Source organism: Ferrovibrio sp., assembly GCF_025869515.1.
In the GTDB taxonomy this organism is placed as follows: domain Bacteria; phylum Pseudomonadota; class Alphaproteobacteria; order Ferrovibrionales; family Ferrovibrionaceae; genus Ferrovibrio.
In genome coordinates this window covers 1-24,516 of sequence record NZ_JAOZVR010000116.1, presented here as the reverse complement: position 1 = coordinate 24,516, position 24,516 = coordinate 1, and the positions used below count along the sequence as shown (strand labels likewise).

Sequence of the window (24,516 nt, the reverse complement as noted above, 5' to 3'; positions counted from 1 at the left end):
ACGATCAGGTGGATACCGCAGCCTTGCCGTATTCATCCCGCAACTCGCGCTTCAGCACCTTGCCGATGGCGCTGCGCGGCAGCGCGTCGCGGAATTCGATCGCCGAGATGCGCTGCATCTTGCCGAGTTTGGCATTGGCCCAGAGTAGCAGCTCCGGCGCGGAGACGCTGCTGCCCGGCCGCAGCACCACGAAGGCCACCGGGGTTTCGCCCCATTGCTCGCTGGCCACGCCCACCACCGCCACATCGAACACCGCCGCATGCTGCTTGAGGATGGCTTCCAGGTCGCTGGGATAGATGTTGAAGCCGCCGGAAATGATCATGTCCTTGCGGCGGTCCATCAGCTGCATGAAACCGTCCGCGTCGAAACGCCCCATATCGCCGGTGCGGATGAAGCGTTTGCCGGTCTCGTCATACCATTCGGCTTCCGCCGTCTTGCCGGGCTGCTTGTGGTAGTTGGTCATGATCGCGCCGGAATGGCCGACGATCTCGCCGATCTCGCCGGGCTTCACCGGCTTGCCGTCTTCGCCGATCAGGCGGATGTCATGGCCTTCGGCCGGGCGCCCCACGGTATGCAGCTTGTCGGGGAATTCGTCGGCCACCAGGATGCAGGTGCCGCCGCCCTCGGTCATGCCGTAATACTCGGTCAGCTTGCCGGGCCAGCGTTTCAGGATATCGGCCTTCAGCGCCGCATTGAACGGCGCGCTGGTGCAGAATTTGGCGCGGAAGGCACTCAGGTCATACCTGTCGAAATCCGGATGCGCCATCACGCGCTGGTACTGCACCGGCACCAGCATCGTGTGGGTGACGCGGTATGTCTGCGCCAGCTCCAGGTATTTCACCACGTCGAATTTCGCCATCAGCACGGCGGTGCCGCCGCCGGCCAGGGTGGGAAACAGACTCACCAAAGTCGTATTGGAATAGAGTGGCGTCGACAGCAGCGTGACGGCATGGCGGTCGTAGCCGTAAAGATTGGCGCGCTGCATATGCAGCCAGCGCATGCCATGCGACTGCACGATGCCCTTGGGCGTGCCCGTCGTACCCGAGGAATAGATGATGTTGAACGGCATCGCCGGCGTGGTTTCCACCGGCGCGGGCTTTGCACCTTCGGGCGCCAGCCATTGCTCGAACTGCGGCGTGTCCAGCCGGATGCGGCGCGGCGGCAGCTCGGCCAGCACGGCGCGCAGCGCCTGTTCGTTGTCGCCGTCGAGGAACAGGTGCTCCGCATCGGCATCCTGCGCCATGGCGACGATCTGTTCGGGCAGCGAAGATGGCGCCAGCGGCGCCACCGCCAGCCCGGCGCGCAAGGCGCCGAGATAGACCGTGACATAGTCGTTGCGGGAGGAACTGACGATGCTGACCGAATGCTTCGCACCGTCGCGCTGCAGGGCGGCGGCCACGCGATCTGCGCGGGCATCCAGCTGGCCGTAGGTCAGCGTTCCCTCTGCATCTATGACCGCCGGATGGTCGGGGCGTTCCTCGGCATAGGCGCGCACCAGGTCGGACAGGGTGGCGAAGTCGCCGGCCAGCAGGGCGTCAGCCCCCTTCAGGAGTCCCGGATTCATCGTGTTACAGCTCCATGCCAATCATTGCGCTCAGTTCGGCCAGCGCCGCCTCCGGGTCGGTCACCTTGATGGTGCGCATGCCCATGGCGGCGGCCGGTTTCAGGTTGATGCCGAGGTCGTCGAGGAACACGGCTTCCGTCGGCTGGATGCCGAGCAACCCGCAGGCCCGTTCGTAGAATTCCGGCTCGGGCTTGCGCACACCGACCTTGCTCGATTCGACCACGATCTCGAACAGCGCGATCACCTCGGCGACGGCCCGGGCGCGTTCGGGCGAGCCGGTCATCGCCGGGCCATGGCCATGCGGCATGTTGTTGGTCAGGCAGGCGATGCGATAGCGCGTCTTCACCTGTTTCAGCGCCGCCACCATGCGCGGCCGCACCTCGCCCGAGATCAGCGCCAGCACCTCGCCGCCATGCACGGCATGGCCCAAAGCCGTGCTCTCGGCCAGGAACAGCGTGCCGAAGGTGGCGGCATCCACCTCGCCGCGTTCGAAACAGGCCCAGGCATTGCCATGCGGATTGGTGCTGTTGACCCGGCGCAGGAAATCGCGCGGCAGGCCGCGGTCTTCCTCGTAGCGGCGGAAGGCATCGAAGGGCGAGGTCATGATCACCCCGCCGAAATCCCACAGCACGGCTTTGATAGGCTGGACGGCTTTGATCGGCTGATCGGACTGCATGCTGGCTGTGCGGTGCGTTTCCCTAACGGAAGCGCTTTACGCGTGCGGCAGGCGCTTCCTTATCCGCACTTACTATAGCCGCAGGAGGTGCAGGTGTCGCAACCCTCGGACTTGATCAGGCCGGGCTGGCCGCATTTCGGACACTGGCGCAGGCCGGACAGCGGCTTGGGGCTTTCCGCATTGGCGGCCAGCGCCAGCACGGCGCGTTCCTCGCGCTGGTTGTCCGGATCGGCCATGAAGCCGATCTCGATCAGATGCTGCTCGATCACGCCGCCGATGGCGGCCAGCAGCGAGGGCACATACTTGCCGCCCATCCAGTGGCCGCCGCGCGGATCGAACACCGCCTTCAGCTCGTCGACCACGAAGGACACGTCGCCGCCGCGCCGGAACACCGCCGAGATCATGCGGGTCAGCGCCACCGTCCAGGCATAGTGTTCGGTATTCTTCGAATTGACGAACACCTCGAAGGGCCGCAGGCGGCCGTCCTGCAGGATGTCGTTCAGCGTGATATACATCGCGTGTTCGGAATCCGGCCAGGTGATCTTGTAGGTGCGGCCGGGCAGGGCTTCCGGGCGGTCCAGCGGCTTGGTCATGTAGATCACGCCGCCGGCGGCGAGCGGATCGCGCGGCTTCATCACCTGCACCGGCTTGGCCAGAGGCATCAGCGGCAGTTCGGCCTGCGAGGCTTCAGCGGCGGCCGGCTTCTTCTCGTCCTTCTTCACCGTCAGCACCGAGCCGGTGATGTCGTTCGGGCGATAGGTGGTGCAGCCCTTGCAGCCCTGCTCATAGGCCATCAGGTAGATGTCCTTGAAGCTCTCGAAATCGATCTCCTCGGGCACGTTGATGGTCTTGGAGATCGAGCTGTCGATATATTTCTGCACGGCGGCCTGCACGCGCACATGGTCGGCCGGCGCCAGGCCCTGCGCATCGACGAAAGCCTCGGTCAGCGGCGCGTTATCGCCCTTGAGCTGGCGATAGAGCCGATAGGCATAGTCGCTGACTTCCTCCTGCCGGCGCGACCCATCGGGCATCAGCACGGTGCGGGTATAGGTGAAGCTGAACACCGGCTCCAGGCCGGACGAGATATTGTCGGCGAACAGCGAGATGGTGCCGGTCGGCGCGATCGAGGTCAGCAGCGCGTTGCGGATGCCATGTTCGGTAATCGCGTCGCGCACGTCGGCATCCAGTTCGCGGATGCTCTCGCCGGCGAGATACTGGTCGCGGTCGAACAGCGGGAAGGCGCCTTTTTCGCGGGCCAGATCGACCGAGGCCAGATAGGCGGCGCGCTGCAGCCGCTTCATCCAGGTCTCGATCAGCTTGATCGAGGCGGCCGAGCCGTAGCGCGCGCCCACCATGATCAGCGCATCGGCGAGCCCGGTGATGCCCAGCCCGATGCGGCGCTTGTTGCGCGCCTCGGCTTCCTGCTGCGGCAGCGGGAAATTGGAGACGTCGATGGTGTTGTCCATCATGCGCACGGCGCGGCGCGTCAGGTCGTCGAGCAGATCGAGGTCGAGCGCCGCATCCGCTTCGAACGGGTGCTGCACCAGCCGCGCCAGGTTGATCGAGCCGAGCAGGCAGGCGCCGTAGGGCGGCAGCGGCTGCTCGCCGCAGGGATTGGTGGCGCTGATCGTCTCGCAGTAATGCAGGTTGTTGCGCGTGTTGATGCGGTCGATGAAGATCACGCCGGGCTCGGCATAGGCATAGGTCGCCCGCATGATCTTGTCCCACAGCTCGCGCGCCTGCACGGTGCGGAAGGCGGTGCCGTTGAAGCTCAGCTCCCAGGGCAGGTTCTGCTTCACGGCCGCCATGAAGGCGTCGGTCACCAGCACCGAGAGATTGAACATGCGCAGCCGGTTGGCCTCGCGCTTGGCCTCGATGAAGGCCTCGATATCGGGATGGTCGCAGCGCAGGGTGGCCATCATGGCGCCGCGCCGGCTGCCGGCCGACATGATGGTGCGGCACATCGCGTCCCACACATCCATGAACGACAGCGGCCCCGAGGCATCGGCGCCCACGCCCTTCACCGGCGCGCCGCGCGGCCGCAGGGTCGAGAAGTCGTAGCCGATGCCGCCGCCCTGCTGCATGGTCAGCGCAGCTTCCTTCAGATGCTCGAAGATGCCGCCCATGTCGTCGGGCACCGTGCCCATGACGAAGCAGTTGAACAGCGTGACTTTGCGCGCGGTGCCGGCGCCGGCGACGATGCGCCCGGCCGGCAGGAAGCGGAAATCCTGCAAGGCCTCGAAGAAGGCCGGTTCATGTGCGGCGGGATCGCTCTCGGCCTGCGAAAGTGCTGCGGCGATGCGATGCCAGGTATCGGGAATCGTCTGGTCCACCGGCGCGCCGTCCGGCCCCTTGAAGCGGTATTTCATGTCCCAGATCTGCTGGGAAATCGGTGCAATCGGCGACATCGGACAAACCCTGGACAGACGGAAAGCGGCGCAAGGCCAGTGAGAAACTGGGTCCGCGCCGCTGGAAAAGCTCAGGCTGACTCTATCGCCCGAGGGCCGAGAGTCCAGTGTAATGTTCCCGAAAGGTTTCTACAGATTGATCAACCGGGGTGCGGCCAACAATATGTTGTAACGGCTGATAAATCGGGGTTATCCCCGCGATCTGCAAGGGGGTGTTGCCGAGTTATCCCGGGTTATGCACAGGGCGGACTTGATCGGACTTGATCACTAAACGAAGGTCACACCACATCTAGCTTAATGGGAGCCTGTCAGATTTTTGCCATTTACGTCGTGACGAAAATAGAGTAATTTTGTCGCGACGTAAATAAGAGGGCAAGGCGATGAAGGATTGGAAGCGATACGAGAACGGCCTGCACCATGTCGGCCCGCATTGGGTTCGTTTCTTTGGTGACAATCTCATCGGAACCGCCTTTGAGCAGCCAAACCCAGAAGGGCGTTTCGCTTGGTATGTTGCCGATAGCCAGCAGGTCGGCGCTAAGACGTTTCGACAGGGTCTTTCGTCAAGCGTTCAAGAGGCGAAGCTCTCGGCTGATGCAGCAGTGCTAGACAGGAAACGCGGACGCAGTGCGGCTGTCGAGGGCGAGTTGACGACCAGCACGGATCGGAACCGTCGCCGGGTTGATCGATTGCTGGCATCAGAATTGTTGGCGCGCAGGCTTATCGGCGATCTTAGGCGCTATCACCAGGAGCTTGTCGTAACTGGCGACATTCAGACCGCTGACCGAATTGCCCATTCGTTGCGACAAGCGGCGGTGGGTGGGCTTTCTGACTATATCCGACGCACAGCAACGTTCCGCGTCCGCTCGGGATCAAGAATGCCATCGGCTGAAGAAATGCAGGCAGATGAAGAGGCCGTATTAAAGATCGCGGACGAGCTAGACGCACTTGCCCATGAGTCCCCTCCAAACATCGACAAGTTCGAGAAGACCACAAATGAGCTGCGCAGACTGGGGGTATTCCCAGATTCGGAACTCTATTCGGCTGTGGTGCAGAGCTTCATGCTTAAAGCGGTAACGTAGTGGTTTAGTTGGCGACAATCCATATGTGCTTTAAAGCCCCAAGCGATCTCAAAACCCGAAAGATATAACAAGGTATAAGTAGAAAAGGGGGGTGAATGATGCAGAATTTACTTTTAAGCGCGGCAATCTCGCTGCTCACGTCTGGCTTTGTTGTGTTTGTTTTGCGGACATATATCTCCGAACGGATTAAGGCGAAAATTCAGGCTCAATATAGCGAGCGCCTTGAGTCGATGAAAATTTCTCTTAAGGCAGAGGCCGACAAAGAACTAGAGAGGATACGTTCTGATATCCGAATTGCAGCCGCGGAAAGAGAGTTCCGCTTCCAGCGGCTCCATGAAAAGCGCGCTAATATTCTTGCCGACATCTATGCAACGCTGCGAGAAGTTTACGATTGCCTAAAGGCATACGTGAACTCGTTTGAAGCGACAGGGGCGCCGTCGCGGCAAGAGCGCTTCAAGGAATTGCGCGCGGCGCATCAGAAATTCAGAACTGCTTATATGGGGAATGTAATATTTGTCCCCCAAGAAACTGCGGCAAAATTGGAAGATATTAATCAGAGTCTTGTGACTGCGGGAAATATGTTCGCCTTGATGGTAGATTCTCCGAATGCGATTGCGCCCATGAAAGTTTGGGGTGAGGTGGAGAGCAAAGTTGACGGTGAGATAAAGCAGGCGCTGAAAGAACTTGAAGCTGCATTTCGACGCCTAGTCGGGGAGGATAACTAGCTGAGGCGTATGAGGGCGATGACATTTTTTGTAAGTCAGAGTAATCAGTCGATTATTCAATCGCCCGCGTCTCTGCCTCCATCGCCGCATTGGCGCTTTCGATGGGGGCTGCAGATTCTTTATGAAGGGGCTGGGGCCGCGCCCTCAATGAAATTCCGTCGCGCTCTTCAGCGTGATGTCCTCGGTCGGCGGCACCGTCTGCCGTTCGATCCAGCGATGCACACGCGGCGGCTCGCCCTGGTTCAGCCGGCGCAGCTGCGCCATCACCTCGGCATCGGCCTTGGTGCGCCGCGAATTGTGCCGGATGTATTCCAGCCAGGTCGGCACATGATAGGACTCGGTCCAGCGCTCCGGCTCCTCCACATGGCGCAGCAGCGCCCAGCGCTGGGCGCCGTCGCGCAGGCGGATGCGGCGGCGGATGGTCATGGCGCGCAGGAAGTCGGGGATATCCTCCTGCCGGATGCGGTATTCGATCATGACGAAGATCGGTCCGCTGCGCGCCTTGATATCCAGTTCGGTGGCCGGCGCCTCGAACTGGCCGAGCGGATCGAGGTCGACCGAGACGACCGTCGGCACCCTGAAGCGCAGGCCGGCGATGGCGCAGAGCAGCAGGCTTGAGCCGCCGGCGACCAGCGCGGTCGACACGCCCTGCGCATCGGCGAGCGCGCCCCAGAGCCAGCTGCCGATGGCCAGGCCGCCGAAATTTGTCATCTGGTAGAGCGCGATGGCGCGGCCGACCACCCAGCGCGGCGTCGAAAGCTGCACCGAGATGTTGAACAGCGACAGCGTGATCACCCAGCAGGCCCCGGCCGGAATCAGCACCAGGTAGCTCAGCAGGATCTGGTCGCTCAGGCCCAGCGCGACGGTGGCGGCGAGGAAAACCAGGCAGCAGATGCGGACCACCGTTTCGTCCACCATGCGCTGCCGGATGCGGCCGCTGACGAAGGCGCCGAGGATGGCGCCGAGGCCGAAGGTGCCGAGCAGACCGCCATAGGTCAGCGCGCCGGCGCCCAGCAGGTCGCGGGCGACGACGGGCAGCAGCGCCAGCACGGAGACGGCGCAGGCACTGAACAGGATGGTGCGGAACAGCACGATCAGGATATTCGGCGACATCGCGACATAGCGCAGCCCGGCCGACATCGCGCTCAGGAAACCCTCGCGCGGCAGGTCCGGCTTGGCGACATCCGGCCGCCATTTCGCCAGCACCCAGAGGATGGGCAGGTAGGTGAAGGCGTTGAACAGGAAGGCGAGGCTGATGCCCAGGCTGGCCACGATGGTGCCGCCGATGGCCGGGCCGATGCTGCGGGTGACGTTGAAGCCCATGTTGTTGAGCGTCACCGCCGCCGAAATCGTGTCGCGCGGCACCGTGTCGCGGATGCTGGCCTGCCAGGAGGGACTGTTCACCGCGGAGCCGGTGCCGATCAGGAAGGTCAGGCCGAGCAGCAGCCAGGGCGTGACCCAGTCGAAATAGACGGCCGCCGCCAGCAGCAAAGTGAAGGCCAGCATGGCCGCCTGGGCGCCGAGCATGATCAGGCGCCGGTCGAAATTGTCGGCCAGCGCGCCGGCCGCCAGGGCGAACAGCATCACCGGCAGCGCATTCATGCTCTGCACCAGTGCAACCAGGCCGGCCGAGCCGCTGATGGTCATCATCACCCAGCTGGCGCCGATGGTCTGCACCAGCACGCCGATATTGGAAATCAGCGAGGCGGTCCAGAACAGCCGGAAGGTTCTGTGCTGGAACGGGGCGAAGGTGCCGACCGGAGCTGCGTTCATGCGCTGGGATATCTGCCCTGAAAATCCGGGCGTTGCGGTGGAGGTTTCCTGCCTGCCGGAAGTATAGCGCAGCGTGACTCCGCAACAAGCAGCGGCGCCTGTAATATGAGCGGCGGGATGTGGCGGGATATGCGGCAAAAGCGCTAAGCTCGACGCCGATGAGTCCCGGCCGATCCTATGCCTTCGCCATCCAGTACGGTCTCGGCGACCTGCAGTTCGAGATGCAGGTGGCGGACGCCCTGCATTTCAGCACGATGGCCACCCGCATGATGGCCAAGTCCGGCCTGCCGCCCGCCGCCTTCCGGCTGCAGATGTGGGACATGCTGGCCAACAGCCTAGAGGCCGGCGACCATCTCAGGGGCGGCGCCGAGGCGAATGCGCTGGCCATGGGTGCCGCCTGGCTCTGTCTGACCTCGGACATGCACCGCGAGCATCCCGACCGCGACTGCTTCGTGCTGAAGCTAGGGGCAAGGGACGGCGATATCGGGGTCGAGATAGATGCGGCCAATCCTTACGCGGAATCGCATGCGGAGCGCGGCCAGGTCTTCGCTGTCGCCAATGTCAGCCGTGCGCAATTCGAGGACGACGTGCATGCCTTCCGGCGCTGGGCGGAAGGCATCCAGGCCGAGAGCACCCAGGCCGGAAGCACCCAGGCACGACAGTAGCGGCACCGGCAGCGTGTCTTGTCGCCGTCACCATGTTGCCCGTCGTCGTTCCCGCGAAAGCGGAATCCCGTTTGCCCGGAAACAACCAATTGCCCGGAACAATGGAACCCCGGGTCAAGCCCGGGGTGACGCGCAGCGCCCGCTCACGAAAACCGCTTCGCGCCCGCCACGCAGCCGACGACGACAGCCGTGGCGGCGATCATCGTCCAGGCAATCGGCTCGCCGAGGAAGAGAGCGGCCAGCACCAGGCCCATGAAGGGCTGCAGCAGCTGCAGCTGGCCGACGCGGGCGATGCCGCCGAGCGCCAGGCCGCGATACCAGAAGATGAAGCCCACCAGCATGCTGAACACCGAGACATAGCCCAGTCCGATCCAGGCCGGCAGGCCGATGCCGCTCCAGCTGACCGGCAGGTCACAGAGCATCACGGCCGCCATCAGCGGCAGCGAGAGCAGCAGCGACCAGGAGATCACCTGCCAGCCGCCGAGCCGGCGCGACAGCGTGGCACCCTCGGCATAGCCCAGGCCGCAGAGCAGGATGGCGCCCACCATCAGCAGGGCGCCGGCGGTCGCGGCATTGCCGTCGCCGCTGCGCGACAGCGCAAAGGCCGAGACGGTGGCGGCGCCCAGCACGGAGAACAGCCAGAAGGCCGCCTTCGGCCGTTCGCCGCCGCGCAGCACGCCGAAGATCGCGGTGGCGAGCGGCAGCAGCCCGATGAAGACGATGGAATGGGCGGCGGTGATATGCTGCAGCGCCAGCGCGGTCAGCAGCGGAAAGCCGATCACCACGCCGATGGACACCACAGTCAGCGAAACCAGGTCGCTGCGGGCCGGGCGCGGCTGGCGCAGCGCAAGCAGGAAGGCGGCACCCAGCAGTGCGGCGATGACGGCCCTTGCCGAGGTGAGAAACACCGGCGGGAAATCGGCCACCGCCACGCGCGTCGCCGGCAGCGATCCGCTGAAGATGATCACGCCCAGCAGTCCATGCGCCCAGCCGGGACCCCAGCCGGCGCTCCGGTCGATGGCTGTCCGTTCCACGATCCCTCGCCTGTCCTGTCAGCAGGGAGCGACAGTGCCATGCGGTCAGGCGAAACCCCATGATGACAATGCGGACAATTGCCGGCCGGGCCCGCCCTTTGCCAGGTGGACAGGCTTGCTGCAGCGGCGGCTTGGCGCCGTGTGCGATCAGGATTTGAAGAATCGTACCAACTGGGAGAGCTGCTGGGCCTGGGTCGCCAGCGTCTGTGCCGCAGCGCTGCTCTCCTCGACCATTGCGGCATTGCGCTGCGTGGCCTCGTCCATGCTGTTGATGGCCTGGTTCACCTGTTCGACCCCTGTGGCCTGTTCGCGGCTGCCGGCAGCAATATCGGCCACAATGTCGGAGGCTTTCTTGATGGCAGTGACGATTTCCGCCAGCGAGGCGCCGGTCTGGTTCACCAGCGTGGCACCGGATTTCACCTTGCTGTTGGATTCTGCGATCAGTGACTTGATGTCCTTGGAAGCATTGGCGGATCGTTGGGCAAGCGCGCGCACTTCCTGGGCCACCACGGCAAATCCCTTGCCGGTTTCACCGGCACGGGCGGCCTCGACCGAGGCATTCAGCGCCAGCAGGTTGGTCTGGAAGGCAATCTCGTCGATCAGCGACACGATTTCACTGATCCTGCGCGCGCTGCTCTCGATATCGTTGACGGCAGTGACCGCGTCTCCCACCACGGCGCCGCCTTCGTCTGCCTTGGCGCTCGCGCTGGCCGAAAGCTGGCTGGCATTCTGGGCGAAATCGGCATTCTGCTTCACGGTTGTGGTGATTTCATGCATCGCCGCCGCTGTTTCTTCCAGGGTGGAGGCCTGCGCGGCGGTCCGGCTGCCGAGTTCATTGCTGATTTCAGCAATCTCGGCTGCTGCCCGGTTCACGTCGTCGGCGGCACTGCCGAGCTGGGACGCGAAGTCGCGCAGCTTGGCCGAAGTCCCGTTGGCGCCGTCCTTTAGCTTGCCGAAAACACCATTATACGCGCCCTGCACCTGCCGGCGCAGGTCGCCATCGGCCAGGCCGGTGATCACGCCGGCGACCTCGCCAGTCACGCCGTCGAGTGTCTGGGCAAGCGTGTTAAGCTGGCGGCTGACATCAAGCAGGAAACCCTCCTTGCCGGATTCGGAGATACGGCCCGTCAGGTTGCCGTTGGAAATCTGGTCGCAAAGGGCAGCGATTTCGCGCCCCGCTGCCGTTTCGCGCGCTTCACGCTCTGCCCGCGCCGCGTCGGCTGCGATCCGCGCTGTTGCCGCTTCGCTTTCCAGTCGCTTCTTCTGGGCGATCCCGTCGCGGAAAACCAGCAAGGCCTGGGCCATGGCGCCAAGTTCGTCGCTACGCCTGGTGTCGGGGATTTCCACCGTCTCGTCGCCGCCGGCCAGTTCGTTCATGCGGCCGGTCAGGCGGGATACCGGGCGGGCAACAGAGAGAGCAAACATCAGCGCAATGCTCACGAATACGATGGTTACGCCGATGCCGAGCAGAATACTGTGCTGCAACTGGGTCGACAGAGCCGCCTCGATGGTAGACCGGCTGCTAAGCAGGGCTGTGGTCAGCAGCAGTTTTCCCTGGTCATCGAGCAGCGGGATATAGGCCACATCATAGTTGGTTCCGGCGATCTGCGTGCGGCCGAAGCTGTCGCGCGTCAGCGACAGTGGCGACATATCGGACGGAATCCAGTCCTTGAGGTGATCACCCGAACGCCCGGTCTGCTTGCCATCGACAAAGAAGGCAACGCCCATGCGGGCGGCATCGGCAATGCGCTTTGCGGTATTATCCCGCACGTAGCTGCCGATTTTCACAGTGCCGATGATGGCGTCGCCATGCTTGATCGGCGCCACCGTTTCCTGGGCAAGCTCCTTGGAAGTCGGTGAGACTATCCATGCCGCCGTCGTGCGACCCTGCAGGGCCCCCGCCACCGTTGTCACCTTGGCTTTGTTGTCGCCTTTGGACTTCGGGTTATGACCGCGCATGACCACAATGCCCTTGGCATCGGTGATTTCAACTGCGGCAACCGCGGAGTCGAGTCCGCGCAGGCGCGTGGTTTCCGGTACGAGGAATGTTTCCAGCGCAGCTGTATCCCCGGCGGCCAGTGCACGCACGATGTCGCCGTGGCGGCTGTAGATTTCGGCGTAGGATTTGGTGACCGCAGCAATGGCTTGGAACCGGTCTTTCGCCGCCAGCGCCGACAGTTCCATACGCTGACCGGCCTCGTCTTCAATCGAGGTGGTCAGTTCGTAGATGGAGGTGGCCGAATAAATGATGGCTTCAAAGGCAACCAGCGCCGCCACGCCAAGCGCGATCCGCGGCCCGATTCCAAACCATGAGCGCTTGCCTTGCTGCGCGGTGGTCGCAAGGTCATCAGAAGCAGACGCGAATGTCATTTGAATGGTCCCCGGGCGCCAATCGCAGAAATCACGTTGGCTTTCTCACTTTTCTTTAGGGTAAGCCCCGGTGCCGGCGATAATTACTTTCCGATTAGCATCGGCTTTTGCGGGTGGGTGGCCGGGTAAATACCCGGCAGGGTGTGAATATTTTAACGCTTCGATGCGCGTCGCCGCCGGCCTGAGGATATCCGGAAGCGCAGCGGCTTAGAGCAGCGCCCGCGTCTCCGCCTCCAGCGTCGCATTGGCGCTTTCGATGCGGGTTTCCAGCTCTTTCATGAAGGTGTCGCGATCCAGCCCGGCCGGAATCGGGGCTAAGAAACGCAGCACGATGGTGCCGGGCCGGCGCCGCACGCCATGTTTGGGCCAGAAGAAGCCGGAATTCAGCGCCACCGGTACGACCGGCAGTTTCAGGTCGCGATACAGCGCCGCCACGCCGGGCTGGTAGGGCACATGCTCGCCGGGCCGCGTGCGCGTGCCCTGCGGAAAGATCAGGATCTTGCGGCCCTCGGCGGCTGCGGCCCGTGCATCCTTCAGCATGGCCTTGAGCGCCTTGGCGCCGCCGTCGCGGTCGACCGCGATCATGCCCTGCGCGCGGCACAGCGCGCCGTAGATCGGGATACGCAGCAGCTCCTGCTTCATCACGATGGCGGGTCCGCGAAACAGCCGCAGCACGATGGCGGTGTCCCACAGCGACTGGTGCTTGGCCGCGATCATCGCCGGGCCGGCCGGAATATGCTCGGCGCCTTCGATGCGGATCTCGATGCCGCAGAGCAGGCGCAGCAGGATGTTGATGCCGTCCGACCAGACGCCGCCGATGCCGAACAGCTGCTGGCGGTTGCCCAGCGCCAGCGGGATCAGCGCATAGAGCGCGACCAGCGTGCTCCAGCCCAGGAAGGCCGTCTGGAACAGGATCGAACGCAGCAGCATCACTGCGCTGCATCCTTCTTCGGTTCGGCATCCGGCTGCCCGGGCAGCGGCTGTACCGGCACGATCTGCGGCTTCTGCTCACCGGTCTGCTTCTGCTCGCCAGTGTGTTTCTGCTCTATCGTCGCTTCCAGCTGGTTGCCGAGATGGGCGCGCAGCAGCGCGGCGACGTATTTGCTGTATTCGCCGAGCAGGAAGAAGGTGGCGGTGCGGCGCTGCCACCAATCCTCCACCCGCATGGCATCCGAGCGCACCGGATGGGCAATGATGGTCATGCCGGGCAGATAGCGGCCGAATTCGACCAGCGCGCGCGGCATGTGGTAATTCGCGGTCACCAGCCGGATCGTCTTGTAGCCGCGCGCCGCCGCCCAGCTCGCCGTTTCGGCGGCATTGCCCGCCGTGTCATCGGCCTCGAAGCCGAGATCGACGCAGCATTCGAACAGCAATTGCAGGTCGATGCCCTGCCAGTTGCTGGCGGCCTGCGCCGCATCAGGCATGGTCGGCAGCACGGCCTGCAACAGCGAGGCGCGGGTCGTCGTCTGCGCCACGCCCGAGACCAGCAGCCGCTCGGCTTTCTCTTCATGCAGCAGGCGGAGCGCCGTGCCCATGCGCGCGGCGCCGCCGGTCAGCACCACGATGGCATCGGTGCGTGTGTCATTGGGCGCCGGCAGCGATTCCACGCGCTCGACATAGGCGATGCCGCCGCCGAGCCAGAGCAGCAGCAGCGTCGCCAGCAGGATCAGCCAGCGCCGGATGCGGGCGAGGAAGGGGGAGGGGGCATCGTCGTCTGTGCGGGCCATCGCGCTTCCGTCTCAGGCTGTGGTCGGCGGGGTTGAATCGGCAAGCAGGCGGTCCACGGCATCGCCCAGGTCTTCCGCCACCGTCACCGGCAGCAGGTTGGGCGGAATGCCGTTCGCCTGGGTTCGCGCGCCCTTGCCGCTGCGCACCAGGATGCGGCGCACGCCGGCGCTGGCGCCGGCCTGCAGGTCGGTGACACTGTCGCCGATGAACACGGTCTCGGCCGGCGTCTTGCGGAAGCGCGTCATCGCCTCGCGCAGCATGCCTGGGCCGGGCTTGCGCCGGTCGGTCTGCGCCCAGGGCGGGTCGGGCGCGAAGAACAGCGCATCGATCCTGGCATTGTCGCGCGCCAGATGATCGAACAGGGTATCGTGGATGCGGCCCAGCATGGCTTCGTCGATGATGCCCTTGCCGATGCAGGCCTGGTTGGTGCAGATCGCCACCGGCCAGCCGCGCGCATTCAGCCGCGCCACCGCCTTGCCGACATGCGGCAGCATGATCAGTTCCGCCGGCGATTTCACGTAATCGTCGGGATAGTCCTGGTTCAGGACGCCGTCGCGGTCCAAAAGTATCAGCATGGCAGAATCAGCATGCTTTCGTCTTACAACATTGAACGCAGTTCGCCGAGTACCGTCCAGCGCGCCGTGAGGATCGCCAGCGCGGCGGCACCCAGCGGCAGCACCGGCAGCAGCAGCCAGTGCCACCAGACCAGGTGCAGGCCCGGCAGCAGCCCGGTGCCGACGCCGCCGGCCAGCAGCTGGATGCCGATCAGCACCGCTGCCGCCAGCGCCGCGCCGATGACACCGCCGCGCAAAGCCTGGCTGGCGACATGGCGCTGGAACTGTCGCGCGATATAACCGTCCTCGGCGCCGATCAGATGCAGCAGCTCGATGGTATCGTGCCTGGCGGCCAGGCCGGCGCGGGTGGCGAAGATCACCATGGCGGCCGCCGCGAGTCCGACCAGCAGCACGATGCCGCCGCCCAGGCTCTGCAACAGGCGGCCCAGTTGAACGAGGCGGTCGAGCCAGGGTTTGGGATCGTCGATGCGCGCGCCCGGCACGGCGGCCTGCAGCCGCGCACTCAATGCGTCGACGGACAGCGCGGCAGTGTCGCTCAGCGTCACGTCGATCAGGCCGGGCAGCGGCAGGTCGGCCTGCAGCGCCGCGCTGCCGAGCCAGGGCTGCAGCAGGGCCTGCACCGCGCGGCGGTCGATGATCTGCGCCCCGGCGATGCCGGGCACGCCGCGCAGCGCGGCCATCGCCGCGTCCAGACGCGGCTGCATCGGCTGGCCCGGCCGGTCGGCGATCTGCACGGTGAGTTTGGCCGCCACGCCGCGGCGCCAGCCCTCGATGGTGCCGTCCAGTGCCAGCGCGCCGCTCAGCGCCAATGCGGCGAGGAACACCATCACCGCCAGAGCCCAGGGCAGGAACCGCGCGGACGAATCCGCTTCCAGCTGCAGGTCGGAGATCGCCTTGCGCCGGCTCATGACGCATTCCGGTCGATCAGCAGCTGCCCGGCGCGCAGCCGCATCACCGGGAAGCGGAACTGGTCCAGCAGATGCGTGTCATGCGTCGCCAGCACCACGGCGGTGCCGAGCTTGTTCAGCTCGACGAACAGATACATCAGACGCTGCGCCATGTCGGGATCGACATTGCCGGTCGGCTCGTCCGCCAATAAGAGGCTTGGCCTTGCAATGACAGCACGGGCAATCGCCACGCGCTGCTTCTCGCCGCCCGACAGCGTCGCCGGCCGCGCCTCGAGCCGGTCGCCCAGCCCGACCCAGGTCAGCAGTTCGATGACATGCTCGCGCGCCTTGCGCTCGTCGGCGCCGGCGATGCGCAGCGGCAAAGCCACGTTGTCGAGCGCGCTGAGATGGTCGAGCAGGCGGAAATCCTGGAAAACCACGCCGATCCGTCGGCGGAGCATCGGCAGGGCGGCGCGGCTGGCGGTCGAAACATCCTGTCCGAACATGCTGATCAGGCCGCGACTCGGGCGCAGCGCCAGGTACAGCAGCTTGAGCAGGGAGGTCTTGCCGGCGCCGCTGGGGCCGGCCAGGAAATGGAACGAACCGGTGCCGAGCTCGAAACTGACGTCTCGCAGCACTTCCGGCCCCGGTCCGTACCGCATCCCGACGTTCTGGAACCGCACCACGCTCGAGTCTCCTCCGATTCTCTTAACGCCTTGCGCGCCAATATCTTGCGGGGCAGTAGGGTTGCCTCCGCGGCCCTGTCCGTCCTATAAGGGAAAGCATCCGGAAACGCAAAAGGACTGGCTTCAGGCAGATTTCAGGCATGATCCTCACCTGCCCAGCCTGCGCGACCCGTTTCCAGGTCGACCCCCCCACATTTGGCGCCGCGCCGCGAAAAGTCCGTTGTTCGGTCTGCCGGAATGTCTGGCAGCAGGCGCCATTGCCGGAACCCGCGCCGGAACCGGCCGCCGCCAAGCCGGTGCCCTCGGTGCTGGAGCAGATGGCCGCCGCCGCGGCCGCCGCGGCCGAGGACGACTGGGTGCCGCCGCCGCCGCCCGGCGGCAAGCCGCCGCCGCCGCCGTCACCGCCGCCGCTGCCTGACCTGGATCTCGACCCGCCCGACCTGGCCCCGCCGCCGCCGCGCATCACCGGCTTCGACGACGACCTGCTCGACCGCGAGCTGGACCGCCCGCCGCTGCATCCGCCGCTCGACGAGCCGCTATCCCATGCCGGCGAGGAAGACCCCGACGAGGCGCTCAACCGCCGCCGCGCCCGTCTGGCCGAAGCCGGCGTGCAGCGTCCGCCGTCCAAGCCGAAAAAGCCGCGCTCCTGGGCCTGGCTCGGCTGGCTGCTGCTGTTTGCCCTGCTCGGCGGCGTGATCGGCGGCGGCTATGAAAAGCGCGTCGAGCTGGTCGCCTTCTATCCGCCGCTGGCCAAGCTGTATGAACAGCTCGGCATTCCGGTCGAGGCGGCGGAGTGGCTCGGGCTGGAGCTGCACAATCTGAAATCCTCCACCGTGCTCGATGCCGGCCAGACCAGGGTCACGGTCTCGGGCGAGGTGGCGAATGTGGGCGGCGAGGAGCGCATCCTGCCGGCCATCCGCATCGCCATGCGCGGGGCGAACGGCCAGGACCTGGGCGCTTTCACCATCAAGCTGGAGCAGGGCACCATCGCTGCCGGCGAAAAACTCAGCTTCAATGCGCAGCTGCCGGCCCCCAAAGACGAGGTCACCGACCTCGAGGTCGCCTTCGCCAGCCAGCCCGTACCCTGATCGGGCCCTGATCGGGCCCTGATCGGACAGCGGTGGTGCAGCCGCCAGTTGCCCGGCCGGGCCATGATGCACGTATCTTTTTTTAACCCTCTGGGGTAATAATATGACAGCCGGCGCATGCGGATGCCGGCCCTGCATATTTGCCGGCCTGCGTATGTATTTGGCCAAGCTGATTCCAGAACAGGTGGCTGTCGACGGGCATAAAACTGCCTTGTGACACGGCAGCCGTCGGCGAGGGTGAATGGCGCGGATATTGGTCGCCGAAGACGAAGTGCCGGTGCGCGAATTCATCCGGCGGGTGCTCGAACAGCGCGGGCATGATGTCGTTGCGGTCAGCGACGGCGCCGAAGCCGTTGTCAAACTTGCCCGCATGCCCTTCGACCTGCTGCTCACCGATGTGGCGATGCCCAACATGGATGGCGTCGAACTGTCGCTGAAGGTGGCGCGCGATTATCCCAAACTGCCGGTGCTGATGATGTCGGGCTACGCGCCGCCGCCGCGCCGCCGCGCCAACGATATCGGCAGCCTGGCGCCGATCCTGCAAAAGCCCTTCAGCATGGTCGACCTCAATGCCGCCGTGGAGCGTGCGCTCGGCGCGCGCCAGCCGGCGGATTGAGCCTTCACCTGCCGTCATTCCCGCGAAAGCGGGAATCCCATTTTTTTATCTCTTGTCGAAACGGGACACCGGCTCTCCGCTGCGCTGCGGCCGGGGTGACGATCAGGCTATGCTGTTGCTGATTTCGATCAGGTTGCCGTCCGGGTCGCGGATATAGACCGACAGGATCGGTCCGGTCGCGCCGGTGCGCTGCACCGGCCCCTCGAGGATGGCGATGCCCTGCGCCTGCAGCTGCGCCATCACCTTCGCCACCGGCTGGGCGGTCAGGAAACACAGATCGGCGCTGCCCGGCAGCGGCGCTGCCGCCTTGGGTTCGAATTCGCGGCCGGCCTGATGCAGATTGATCTTCTGCCGGCCGAAGCCGAGCGCCACGCGCTCCGTGCCGTCCTTCGCCGTGAAGCGCACCGGCTGCATGCCCAGTGCGTCTGCGTAGAAGCGCAGCGTGGCATCGATATTGCGCACGGTCAGCACCAGATGGTCGAGGCTGTCGATCATGGTGCGCATATTATTGAAATCGTCACACTCGCGAAAGCGAGTATTCAGTCTGCCTATCGGTGAGTGTCCGTGACGAATTGCGCTCAGAACCGCCGCAGCAGGCGCTCGAGGTAATCCAGCTCCAGCGGCGCGCGTTCGCGGTTGCCGGCGCGGCGCTGCAGTTCTTCCAGGATGCGCCGCGCGCGTTCCACCGGCGCCATGTCGGGCACCTGGGTGGCTTCGCCGGCATTCTCGTAGCCGGTGGTGTTGCGGCCCAATGGATCGCGCACCTGATTGCGCTGGTTCTGCCGCGCATCGGCCGAGGGTGCCTGGCCGTCGGGATTGCCGCGCTGCGCCTGCTGCATCTGGTTCAGGCCCTGGCGCATCTGGTCCAGCGCATCGGTCTGGCCCTGCATCGCCTCGCCAGGCTCGCCGCGGCGCAGGGATTCACGCGCATCGCGCATGGCGCGGTCGGCCTTGCCCAGCTGGTCGGGCAGCGGCATGCCGCGTTCGCCCAGCCGGTTCATCATCTCGCCCAGCTTGCGGCGCAGCTCTTCCTGCTGCCGCGCATCGGCCTCGTTCTCGCCGCGCTGCTGGCCGTCGCCGCGGCCATACTGCTGGCTGCGGCGGAAGCTGCGGTCGAGCAACTGCTGCTGCTGGCGCAGCATGTCGCCCAGTTCCTGCATCATCTGGCCGGTCTGGCCCTGGCCGCGCTGGCCCCGCTGCCCGCGCTGCCCCTGCTGCCGTCCTTCCGGCATCCTGGCGATGCGGCCGTTCTTCATCGCCTCCATCATGCGCTGCATCTGCTGCAGCATCTCGCGGGCCTGGTCGCGGTCGCCCATCTTCGCCATGTCCTCGGCGCGATCCATCATGTCCTGCATGTCTTCGTCGCTGAGGGCTTCCTCATCCTCGCCCAGCTCTTCCGGCTCCTCGCCGCGCGCCAGCCGTTCCATCGCATCCTGCATCATCTGCTCGAGCATGCGATTCATCGCCTCGCGCATCTCCTGCATCAGCTTCTGGATTTCCGCGTCATCCGCATTGCGGTCGAGCGCATCCTGCAGCTTGTCCATCAGCGCCTGGAAGTCGCGGTCGGTCTGCGTCTTGCGCCCTTCCTCGATATGCAGCGCGGTCTGCCACAGCAGGTCCTGCACGGCGGCCACCGACTCCGCGCGGCGGTTGAGGTTCAGCCGCGCGGCCGACAGACGCAGGCCGAGATGGGCGGTGTAATCCTCGCGATAGCGTTCCGGCGCCAGGCTCAGGGCCCGCAGGGCGGTCACCACGCGTTGCCACTGGCCCGGCTTCAGCGCCAGCTCGCGGCGCTGCTCCACGATGGCCCTGGCGACCGGGTGGGTGAAGCGGCGCGCCGGCAGCGTTACGGTGACGCTGTCGCTGCGCCCGGTCTGGCCGATGGCATCGGTGGCGACCAGCGTCATCGCCACCTGCAGCCCGGCCCAGGGATGCGACGTGAAATCGAAATTCTGCTTGTCCTGGATGGCACCGGCGCCGACCGGCGGCGTCGGCCAGTCCACCGTCTCGGTTTTCTCGGCGCCGTCGCGCATCATCTCGATGCGCACCTGCTGCACGCCGTAATCGTCCTCGGCGCCGAAGGCGACCTCCAGTTCGGGGCGCTTGCCGGTTGTGGGATCGTCGGCGAAGCGGATCAGCGGCGCGCGGTCCGGGATTACCCGCAGCGGCCATTCGGCGAACGTCTTGTCGCGCCGCATCAGGCTCAGCACCGGCGTCTCGCCCTGCGCCAGGTCGATGGCGAGATCGAGTTCGCCGTTGCGCTCGTCGATTGCCTGCAGCGGCTGTTCGCTCTTGCCGAGGCGGACGCTGAAGCCGGCCGGCGGCGCGGCCAGCCGCAGTTTCAGCAGGCTGCCGGTCGGCACGATCAATGTCGTGGCACCGGCTGGCTGGCTGGCGGCCACCGGAACCGGTTTGCCGTCGCGGGTCAGGAACAGCGGCGCCTTGCCGGTATAGGGCGGCGGGGTGATCCAGGCTTCCACCGCCAGCAGGGCGCCGGGCGCCAGCGCGGTGCCGGGATTGAGCGTATCGGCCAGCCGCTGCCTGCGGTCCTCGCCCGGGCTGGCCCAGGCCACGATCAGCAGCAGGCCAAGCGCGGCACGGAAGCCCCAGACATCCTTGCGCCACCAGCCGGCTTCCGGCGTGCCGACGCGCACGGTGGCGAGCCGGGCGAGCGCGCGCTGGCGGTGCAGGGCCCACAGCGCGCGGGCGATCGGATCCTGCTGTTCGGCGGCCAGCGTATCGGCGGCGGCCTCCAGCGGCCGGTGGTCGAGCAGGTTGACGCGCTCCAGCCGGCGCATGGCATCGGCGCGGCCGGGCCAGCGCAGAAACCGCAGTTCATGCCACAATGCGGCGCCGAGCGCGGCGGCAAAGCCGGCGAGCGCCAGCCAGTGCAGCCAGACCGGCAGGAAGCGCCAGACATCGAAACCGGCGAGAATGAGGAAAACGGCGAGCACGGCGGCGGCCGGCATCAGCGCCGGCCAGAAGCGCTCCCAGAACAGGGCAGCGCGGGCAAAGCTGAGGCGACGCTCCACATGCGGCGCCAGCATCGACTGGGCCGGTAGAGTTTCGGTGGTGGTTACGCCTTCGCCTCGCTGAGCCATACCGGCTGGGTCTCCAGAGCCGTCATCTCATCGATGCTAGGGCGGCGCCGAACAATGGCAAACCTGTCGCCATGAACCAGAACCTCCGGGGCCAGCGGCCGGGCATTGTAGGTCGAGGCCATGGAGGAACTATACGCACCCGCCGACAGGATGGCGAGCAAATCTCCGTCATCGACCGGCGGCATCGGGCGGTCTTCGGCAAAGGTGTCGCCGCTCTCGCAAACCGGGCCGACGATATCCACCGGTGCAACCGGGGCGTCGGGATTTGGCGCTTTTACGGGCACGATGCGATGAAACGCCTCATACATCGCCGGGCGGATCAGGTCGTTCATGCCGGCATCGAGGATCAGGAATGACTTGCCTTCGGCCGGCTTCACAAAGGTCACGGCGGTCAGCAGCAGTCCGGCATTGCCGACGAGATAACGACCCGGCTCCAGCGCGATCTCGCAGCCGAGCGGCGCGATGTATTTGCGCACCAGGGCGGCATAGTCGCGCGGATCGGGCGGTGTCTCGTCGTCATAGGTGATGCCGATGCCGCCGCCCAGGTCGATGCGGCGGATGTCGTGTCCGTCGGCGCGCAGTGCGGTCACCAGCTCGGCCAGCCGGACAAAGGTATCCTCATAGGGCGCCAGATCGGTCAGCTGGCTGCCGATATGCACATGCACGCCGGTGATCCTGATGCCGGGCAGCTTTGCCGCATGGGCATAGACCTCGCGGGCGCGGCGATAGGAAATGCCGAACTTGTTCTCGGCCTTGCCGGTGGTGATCTTCTTGTGCGTCTTGGCATCCACATCGGGATTGATGCGGATCGCCACCGGCGCCTGCACGCCCAGGCCGCTGGCGACCGCAGACAATGCGTCCAGCTCGGGTTCCGATTCGACATTGAACTGCGCGATGCCGGTGTTGCCGGCCTTCAGCGCCAGTGCCATCTCGGCCCTGGTCTTGCCCACACCGGCGAAGATGATCTTGCCCGGCGCGATGCCGGCCTTCATGGCGAGCTGCAGCTCGCCGGCCGACACCACGTCGGCGCCGGCGCCGAGCGAGCCGAAATGGCGCAGCACGGCCAGGTTGGCATTGGCCTTCATCGCATAGGCGATCAGCACCGGCAGGCCGGCAAAGGCTTCGGCCAGGCTGGTATAGCGGTCGGTCAGCGCCGCCGTGCTGTAGACATAGGCCGGGGTGCCGACTTCGGCGGCGATATGGTCGAGCGGCACGCTTTCGGCATGCAGTACGCCGTTACGGTAGGCGAACCAGGGCAATCCGGTCATGACGGAATCTCAGTAATAGCGGATGGTGTCGCGGCGCGGCGGATTGACGCCCGGACGGTCGACGGTGTCGGGCGGATAGTCCGGCACGTCCTTGCGGCCGCAGGCGGCAAGGCCGGTGCAGGCAAGGATCAGCAGCAGGATGGCGGCCTTGGCGCGCATCAGGCTTTGTCCCGCTTTTTAGCATCCTGCGCAAGCTGCCTGCGCCAGCGCGCCACCTGCTTCCTGACGTTGCCGGGCGCGGTGCCGCCATAGGAGACGCGGCTCTTCACCGAATTCTGCACGCCCAGCACGGCGAAGATGTCTTTGGTGATGCGTTTCTCGACCGACTGCATCTCGGCCAGCGTCAGCGCCTCCAGCGGTTTGCCCTGCTGCTCGGCGATCTTCACCAGGCTGCCGGCGACGTGATGCGCCTGGCGGAACGGCATGTCGATCCTGCGCACGCACCAGTCGGCCAGGTCGGTGGCGGTGGTGTAGCCTTCGCCGGCGGCCTCCTGCATGCGCGCCGCATTGGCCTTCAGGTCGGCGATCATGCCCGCCGTGGCGGCGATGCAGAGTTCCAGGCTGTCGACCGCGTCAAACGTCGGCTCCTTGTCTTCCTGCATGTCCTTGCCGTAGGTCATCGGCAGGCCCTTCATGGTGATGAGAAGGGCATTCAGGCTGCCGACGATGCGCCCCACCTTGCCGCGCACCAGTTCGGCGGCATCGGGATTGCGCTTCTGCGGCATGATCGACGAGCCGGTGGTGAAGGCATCGCTGAGCGTGATGAAGCGGAACTGGGCGCTGGTCCAGATCACGATCTCTTCGGCAAGACGCGACAGATGCACGGCGCAGATCGCCGCCGCCGAGAGGAATTCCAGCGCATAGTCGCGGTCGGCCACCGCATCCAGCGAATTGGCCATCGGCCGCGCGAAGCCCAGCTCCTTCGCTGTGCTCTCGCGGTCGATCGGCAGCGAGGTGCCGGCTAATGCGGCGGCGCCCAGCGGGCTTTCGTTCAGGCGGGCGCGGGCGTCGTTCAGGCGACCGCGGTCGCGCCCCACCATCTCGACATAGGCGAGCAGATGATGGCCGAAGGTGACCGGCTGCGCGGCTTGTAAGTGGGTAAATCCTGGCATCACCGTCGCGGCATAGTCCTCGGCGCGGCGCAGCAGGGTCTGCTGCAGGTCGAGCAGCCCGGCATCGATGCGGTCAATGGCATCGCGCACCCAGAGACGGAAATCGGTCGCCACCTGGTCGTTGCGCGAGCGCGCGGTGTGCAGCCGGCCGGCCGGCTTGCCGATCAGTTCGGCCAGCCGCGCCTCCACATGCATGTGGATGTCTTCCAGCGCCGGATCGATCCGGAACTTGCCGGCCTCGATCTCACGCAGAATTGTCTCCAGTCCGGCCTGGATCCGCTTGCCCTCGGCGGCGGAAATGAGACCCTGTCGCACCAGCATGCGGCAATGCGCCAGCGACCCGCGGATATCCTGGCGGTACAGCCTGCGGTCGAAGCGGATCGAGGCGTTGATCTCGGTCATGATCGCCGCCGGACCTGCGGCAAAGCGCCCGCCCCACATGCTGTTGGCTTGTTTCCGGGGCGTCTTGTTCTTATTTGAAATCTTGCGTGCGGCCATGATCGGGATGAATGCGGGTATGAAACGGTTTCTGGTGATGACGGTGTTGGGTCTGGCTCTGGCGCAGAACGCCTTTGCCGCCGAACTCCCGCGTCAGGAATTACCTAGACTGGGCGAGATGCGGAAATTTAGCGTTTTGCCTGAGCGGAAGCCAGTCGCCGCCGCCGAATTCCACGACCCCGAGGACAGGCCGACCAGCCTGGACGCCTATAAGGGCAAGGTGGTGCTGCTCAATCTCTGGGCCACCTGGTGCGTGCCCTGCCGCGAGGAAATGCCGGCGCTCGACCGCCTGCAAGGCCTGCGCGGCGGCCCGGACTTCACTGTGCTGCCGGTGGCGCAGGACCGCGCCGGCCGGGCCAAGGTGGAGAGGTTTCTCGGCGAGATCGGCGCGCGGCGCCTGCCGGCCGCGCTGGATACCAGCATGAAATCCGGCCGCGCCTGGGGCACCGTCGGCCTGCCCACCACCATCCTGCTCGACCGCCAGGGCCGTGAAATCGGCCGCCTGATCGGCGGAGCGGAATGGGACCAGCCCGATGCGCTCCGGCTGATCGACGCGGCCATAGCCGAAAAATAGAGGCGCGGGGAAATAGGCGATAGACCGTCACCCTTGGGCTTGTCCCAAGGGTCCATCCCAACTGTCAGAGCGTCGGAACGTTCGGATGG

The 24,516-nt window shown here is 65.5% G+C and carries 22 protein-coding genes and 1 pseudogene; 7 read left to right on the top strand and 16 right to left on the bottom strand.

Going from position 1 to position 24,516, the window contains the following annotated elements; translation table 11 throughout:
- Window positions 1-4 precede the first annotated feature (4 nt).
- The 3 genes from OJJ21_RS20720 to OJJ21_RS20710 are packed head-to-tail and all read right to left on the bottom strand — an operon-like array spanning window position 5 to window position 4,648.
- The gene (locus OJJ21_RS20720; protein WP_297689443.1) at window positions 5-1,564 is read right to left on the bottom strand and encodes a class I adenylate-forming enzyme family protein; all 1,560 of its coding nucleotides are present in this window, start codon (window positions 1,562-1,564) and stop codon (window positions 5-7) included.
- 4 nt (window positions 1,565-1,568) lie between these two features.
- Window positions 1,569-2,240 carry an HAD-IA family hydrolase gene (locus OJJ21_RS20715; protein WP_297689441.1) on the bottom strand — a complete coding sequence of 224 codons (672 nt, stop codon included), beginning with the start codon at window positions 2,238-2,240 and terminating at the stop codon, window positions 1,569-1,571.
- A 59-nt stretch (window positions 2,241-2,299) separates the two neighbouring features.
- Entirely contained in the window at window positions 2,300-4,648 is a 2,349-nt protein-coding gene (locus OJJ21_RS20710) for an adenosylcobalamin-dependent ribonucleoside-diphosphate reductase (protein WP_297689440.1), read from the bottom strand.
- 380 nt (window positions 4,649-5,028) lie between these two features.
- Between OJJ21_RS20710 and OJJ21_RS20705 the strand changes: the two genes are divergently transcribed.
- Window positions 5,029-5,727: a hypothetical protein gene (locus OJJ21_RS20705; protein WP_297689438.1), complete on the top strand. Its 699-nt coding sequence runs from the start codon at window positions 5,029-5,031 to the stop codon at window positions 5,725-5,727.
- A 95-nt stretch (window positions 5,728-5,822) separates the two neighbouring features.
- Entirely contained in the window at window positions 5,823-6,452 is a 630-nt protein-coding gene (locus OJJ21_RS20700) for a hypothetical protein (protein WP_297689436.1), read from the top strand.
- A gap of 144 nt (window positions 6,453-6,596) precedes the next feature.
- Here OJJ21_RS20700 and OJJ21_RS20695 read toward each other — a convergent pair whose 3' ends face one another.
- The gene (locus OJJ21_RS20695) at window positions 6,597-8,225 is read right to left on the bottom strand and encodes an MFS transporter (protein ID WP_297689434.1); all 1,629 of its coding nucleotides are present in this window, start codon (window positions 8,223-8,225) and stop codon (window positions 6,597-6,599) included.
- A 158-nt stretch (window positions 8,226-8,383) separates the two neighbouring features.
- On the opposite strand from OJJ21_RS20695, the gene OJJ21_RS20690 reads away from it, so the two are divergent.
- A complete protein-coding gene (locus OJJ21_RS20690) occupies window positions 8,384-8,890 on the top strand; it encodes a hypothetical protein (RefSeq protein ID WP_297689433.1) in 507 nt (168 codons plus the stop codon).
- A 143-nt stretch (window positions 8,891-9,033) separates the two neighbouring features.
- On the opposite strand, the gene OJJ21_RS20685 is transcribed toward OJJ21_RS20690, so the two are convergent.
- From OJJ21_RS20685 to ftsE, 7 genes are all read right to left on the bottom strand, one after another.
- Window positions 9,034-9,924 (bottom strand): DMT family transporter, encoded by an 891-nt coding sequence (locus OJJ21_RS20685; protein ID WP_297689431.1) that lies wholly within the window; start codon window positions 9,922-9,924, stop codon window positions 9,034-9,036.
- Window positions 9,925-10,071: 147 nt separating this feature from the next.
- Entirely contained in the window at window positions 10,072-12,294 is a 2,223-nt protein-coding gene (locus tag OJJ21_RS20680) for a methyl-accepting chemotaxis protein (protein WP_297689429.1), read from the bottom strand.
- Window positions 12,295-12,501: 207 nt separating this feature from the next.
- Entirely contained in the window at window positions 12,502-13,224 is a 723-nt protein-coding gene (locus tag OJJ21_RS20675) for a lysophospholipid acyltransferase family protein (RefSeq protein WP_297689637.1), read from the bottom strand.
- On the bottom strand, window positions 13,224-14,021 hold the full coding sequence (locus tag OJJ21_RS20670) for a YdcF family protein (RefSeq protein ID WP_297689427.1): 798 nt from the start codon (window positions 14,019-14,021) through the stop codon (window positions 13,224-13,226). The genes OJJ21_RS20675 and OJJ21_RS20670 overlap by 1 nt, the downstream gene beginning before the upstream one ends.
- Window positions 14,022-14,033: 12 nt before the next feature.
- On the bottom strand, window positions 14,034-14,597 hold the full coding sequence (locus OJJ21_RS20665; protein ID WP_297689425.1) for an HAD-IIIA family hydrolase: 564 nt from the start codon (window positions 14,595-14,597) through the stop codon (window positions 14,034-14,036).
- Window positions 14,598-14,620: 23 nt separating this feature from the next.
- Window positions 14,621-15,505, bottom strand: coding sequence for an FtsX-like permease family protein (locus OJJ21_RS20660; RefSeq protein WP_297689423.1), 885 nt, complete (start codon window positions 15,503-15,505; stop codon window positions 14,621-14,623).
- Window positions 15,502-16,170 (bottom strand): cell division ATP-binding protein FtsE, encoded by a 669-nt coding sequence (gene ftsE, locus OJJ21_RS20655; protein ID WP_297689421.1) that lies wholly within the window; start codon window positions 16,168-16,170, stop codon window positions 15,502-15,504. Before ftsE ends, OJJ21_RS20660 begins: the two co-directional genes overlap by 4 nt.
- 140 nt (window positions 16,171-16,310) lie before the next feature.
- On the opposite strand from ftsE, the pseudogene OJJ21_RS24425 reads away from it, so the two are divergent.
- The 3 genes and pseudogenes from OJJ21_RS24425 to OJJ21_RS20645 form a co-directional block, all read left to right on the top strand.
- Window positions 16,311-16,409: pseudogene (locus OJJ21_RS24425) on the top strand (zinc-ribbon domain-containing protein); the annotation flags it as partial.
- Between the two features lie 18 nt (window positions 16,410-16,427).
- Window positions 16,428-17,258 (top strand): FxLYD domain-containing protein, encoded by an 831-nt coding sequence (locus tag OJJ21_RS20650; protein WP_297689419.1) that lies wholly within the window; start codon window positions 16,428-16,430, stop codon window positions 17,256-17,258.
- Between the two features lie 241 nt (window positions 17,259-17,499).
- Window positions 17,500-17,874 (top strand): response regulator, encoded by a 375-nt coding sequence (locus OJJ21_RS20645; protein WP_297689417.1) that lies wholly within the window; start codon window positions 17,500-17,502, stop codon window positions 17,872-17,874.
- 102 nt (window positions 17,875-17,976) lie between these two features.
- On the opposite strand, the gene OJJ21_RS20640 is transcribed toward OJJ21_RS20645, so the two are convergent.
- The 5 genes from OJJ21_RS20640 to argH form a co-directional block, all read right to left on the bottom strand.
- Complete coding sequence (locus OJJ21_RS20640) at window positions 17,977-18,378, bottom strand: VOC family protein (RefSeq protein WP_297689415.1); 402 nt, start codon at window positions 18,376-18,378, stop codon at window positions 17,977-17,979.
- A gap of 74 nt (window positions 18,379-18,452) precedes the next feature.
- Window positions 18,453-20,975 (bottom strand): TIGR02302 family protein, encoded by a 2,523-nt coding sequence (locus OJJ21_RS20635; RefSeq protein WP_297689413.1) that lies wholly within the window; start codon window positions 20,973-20,975, stop codon window positions 18,453-18,455.
- A complete protein-coding gene (gene lysA / locus OJJ21_RS20630) occupies window positions 20,951-22,234 on the bottom strand; it encodes a diaminopimelate decarboxylase (RefSeq protein ID WP_297689636.1) in 1,284 nt (427 codons plus the stop codon). The genes OJJ21_RS20635 and lysA overlap by 25 nt, the downstream gene beginning before the upstream one ends.
- Window positions 22,235-22,252: 18 nt before the next feature.
- Window positions 22,253-22,402, bottom strand: a complete 150-nt coding sequence (locus tag OJJ21_RS20625) for a hypothetical protein (RefSeq protein WP_297689411.1) — start codon at window positions 22,400-22,402, stop codon at window positions 22,253-22,255.
- Window positions 22,402-23,853 (bottom strand): argininosuccinate lyase, encoded by a 1,452-nt coding sequence (argH, locus tag OJJ21_RS20620; protein WP_297689409.1) that lies wholly within the window; start codon window positions 23,851-23,853, stop codon window positions 22,402-22,404. Before argH ends, OJJ21_RS20625 begins: the two co-directional genes overlap by 1 nt.
- A gap of 19 nt (window positions 23,854-23,872) precedes the next feature.
- Between argH and OJJ21_RS20615 the strand changes: the two genes are divergently transcribed.
- A complete protein-coding gene (locus OJJ21_RS20615) occupies window positions 23,873-24,427 on the top strand; it encodes a TlpA disulfide reductase family protein (RefSeq protein WP_297689407.1) in 555 nt (184 codons plus the stop codon).
- Window positions 24,428-24,516 lie beyond the last annotated feature (89 nt).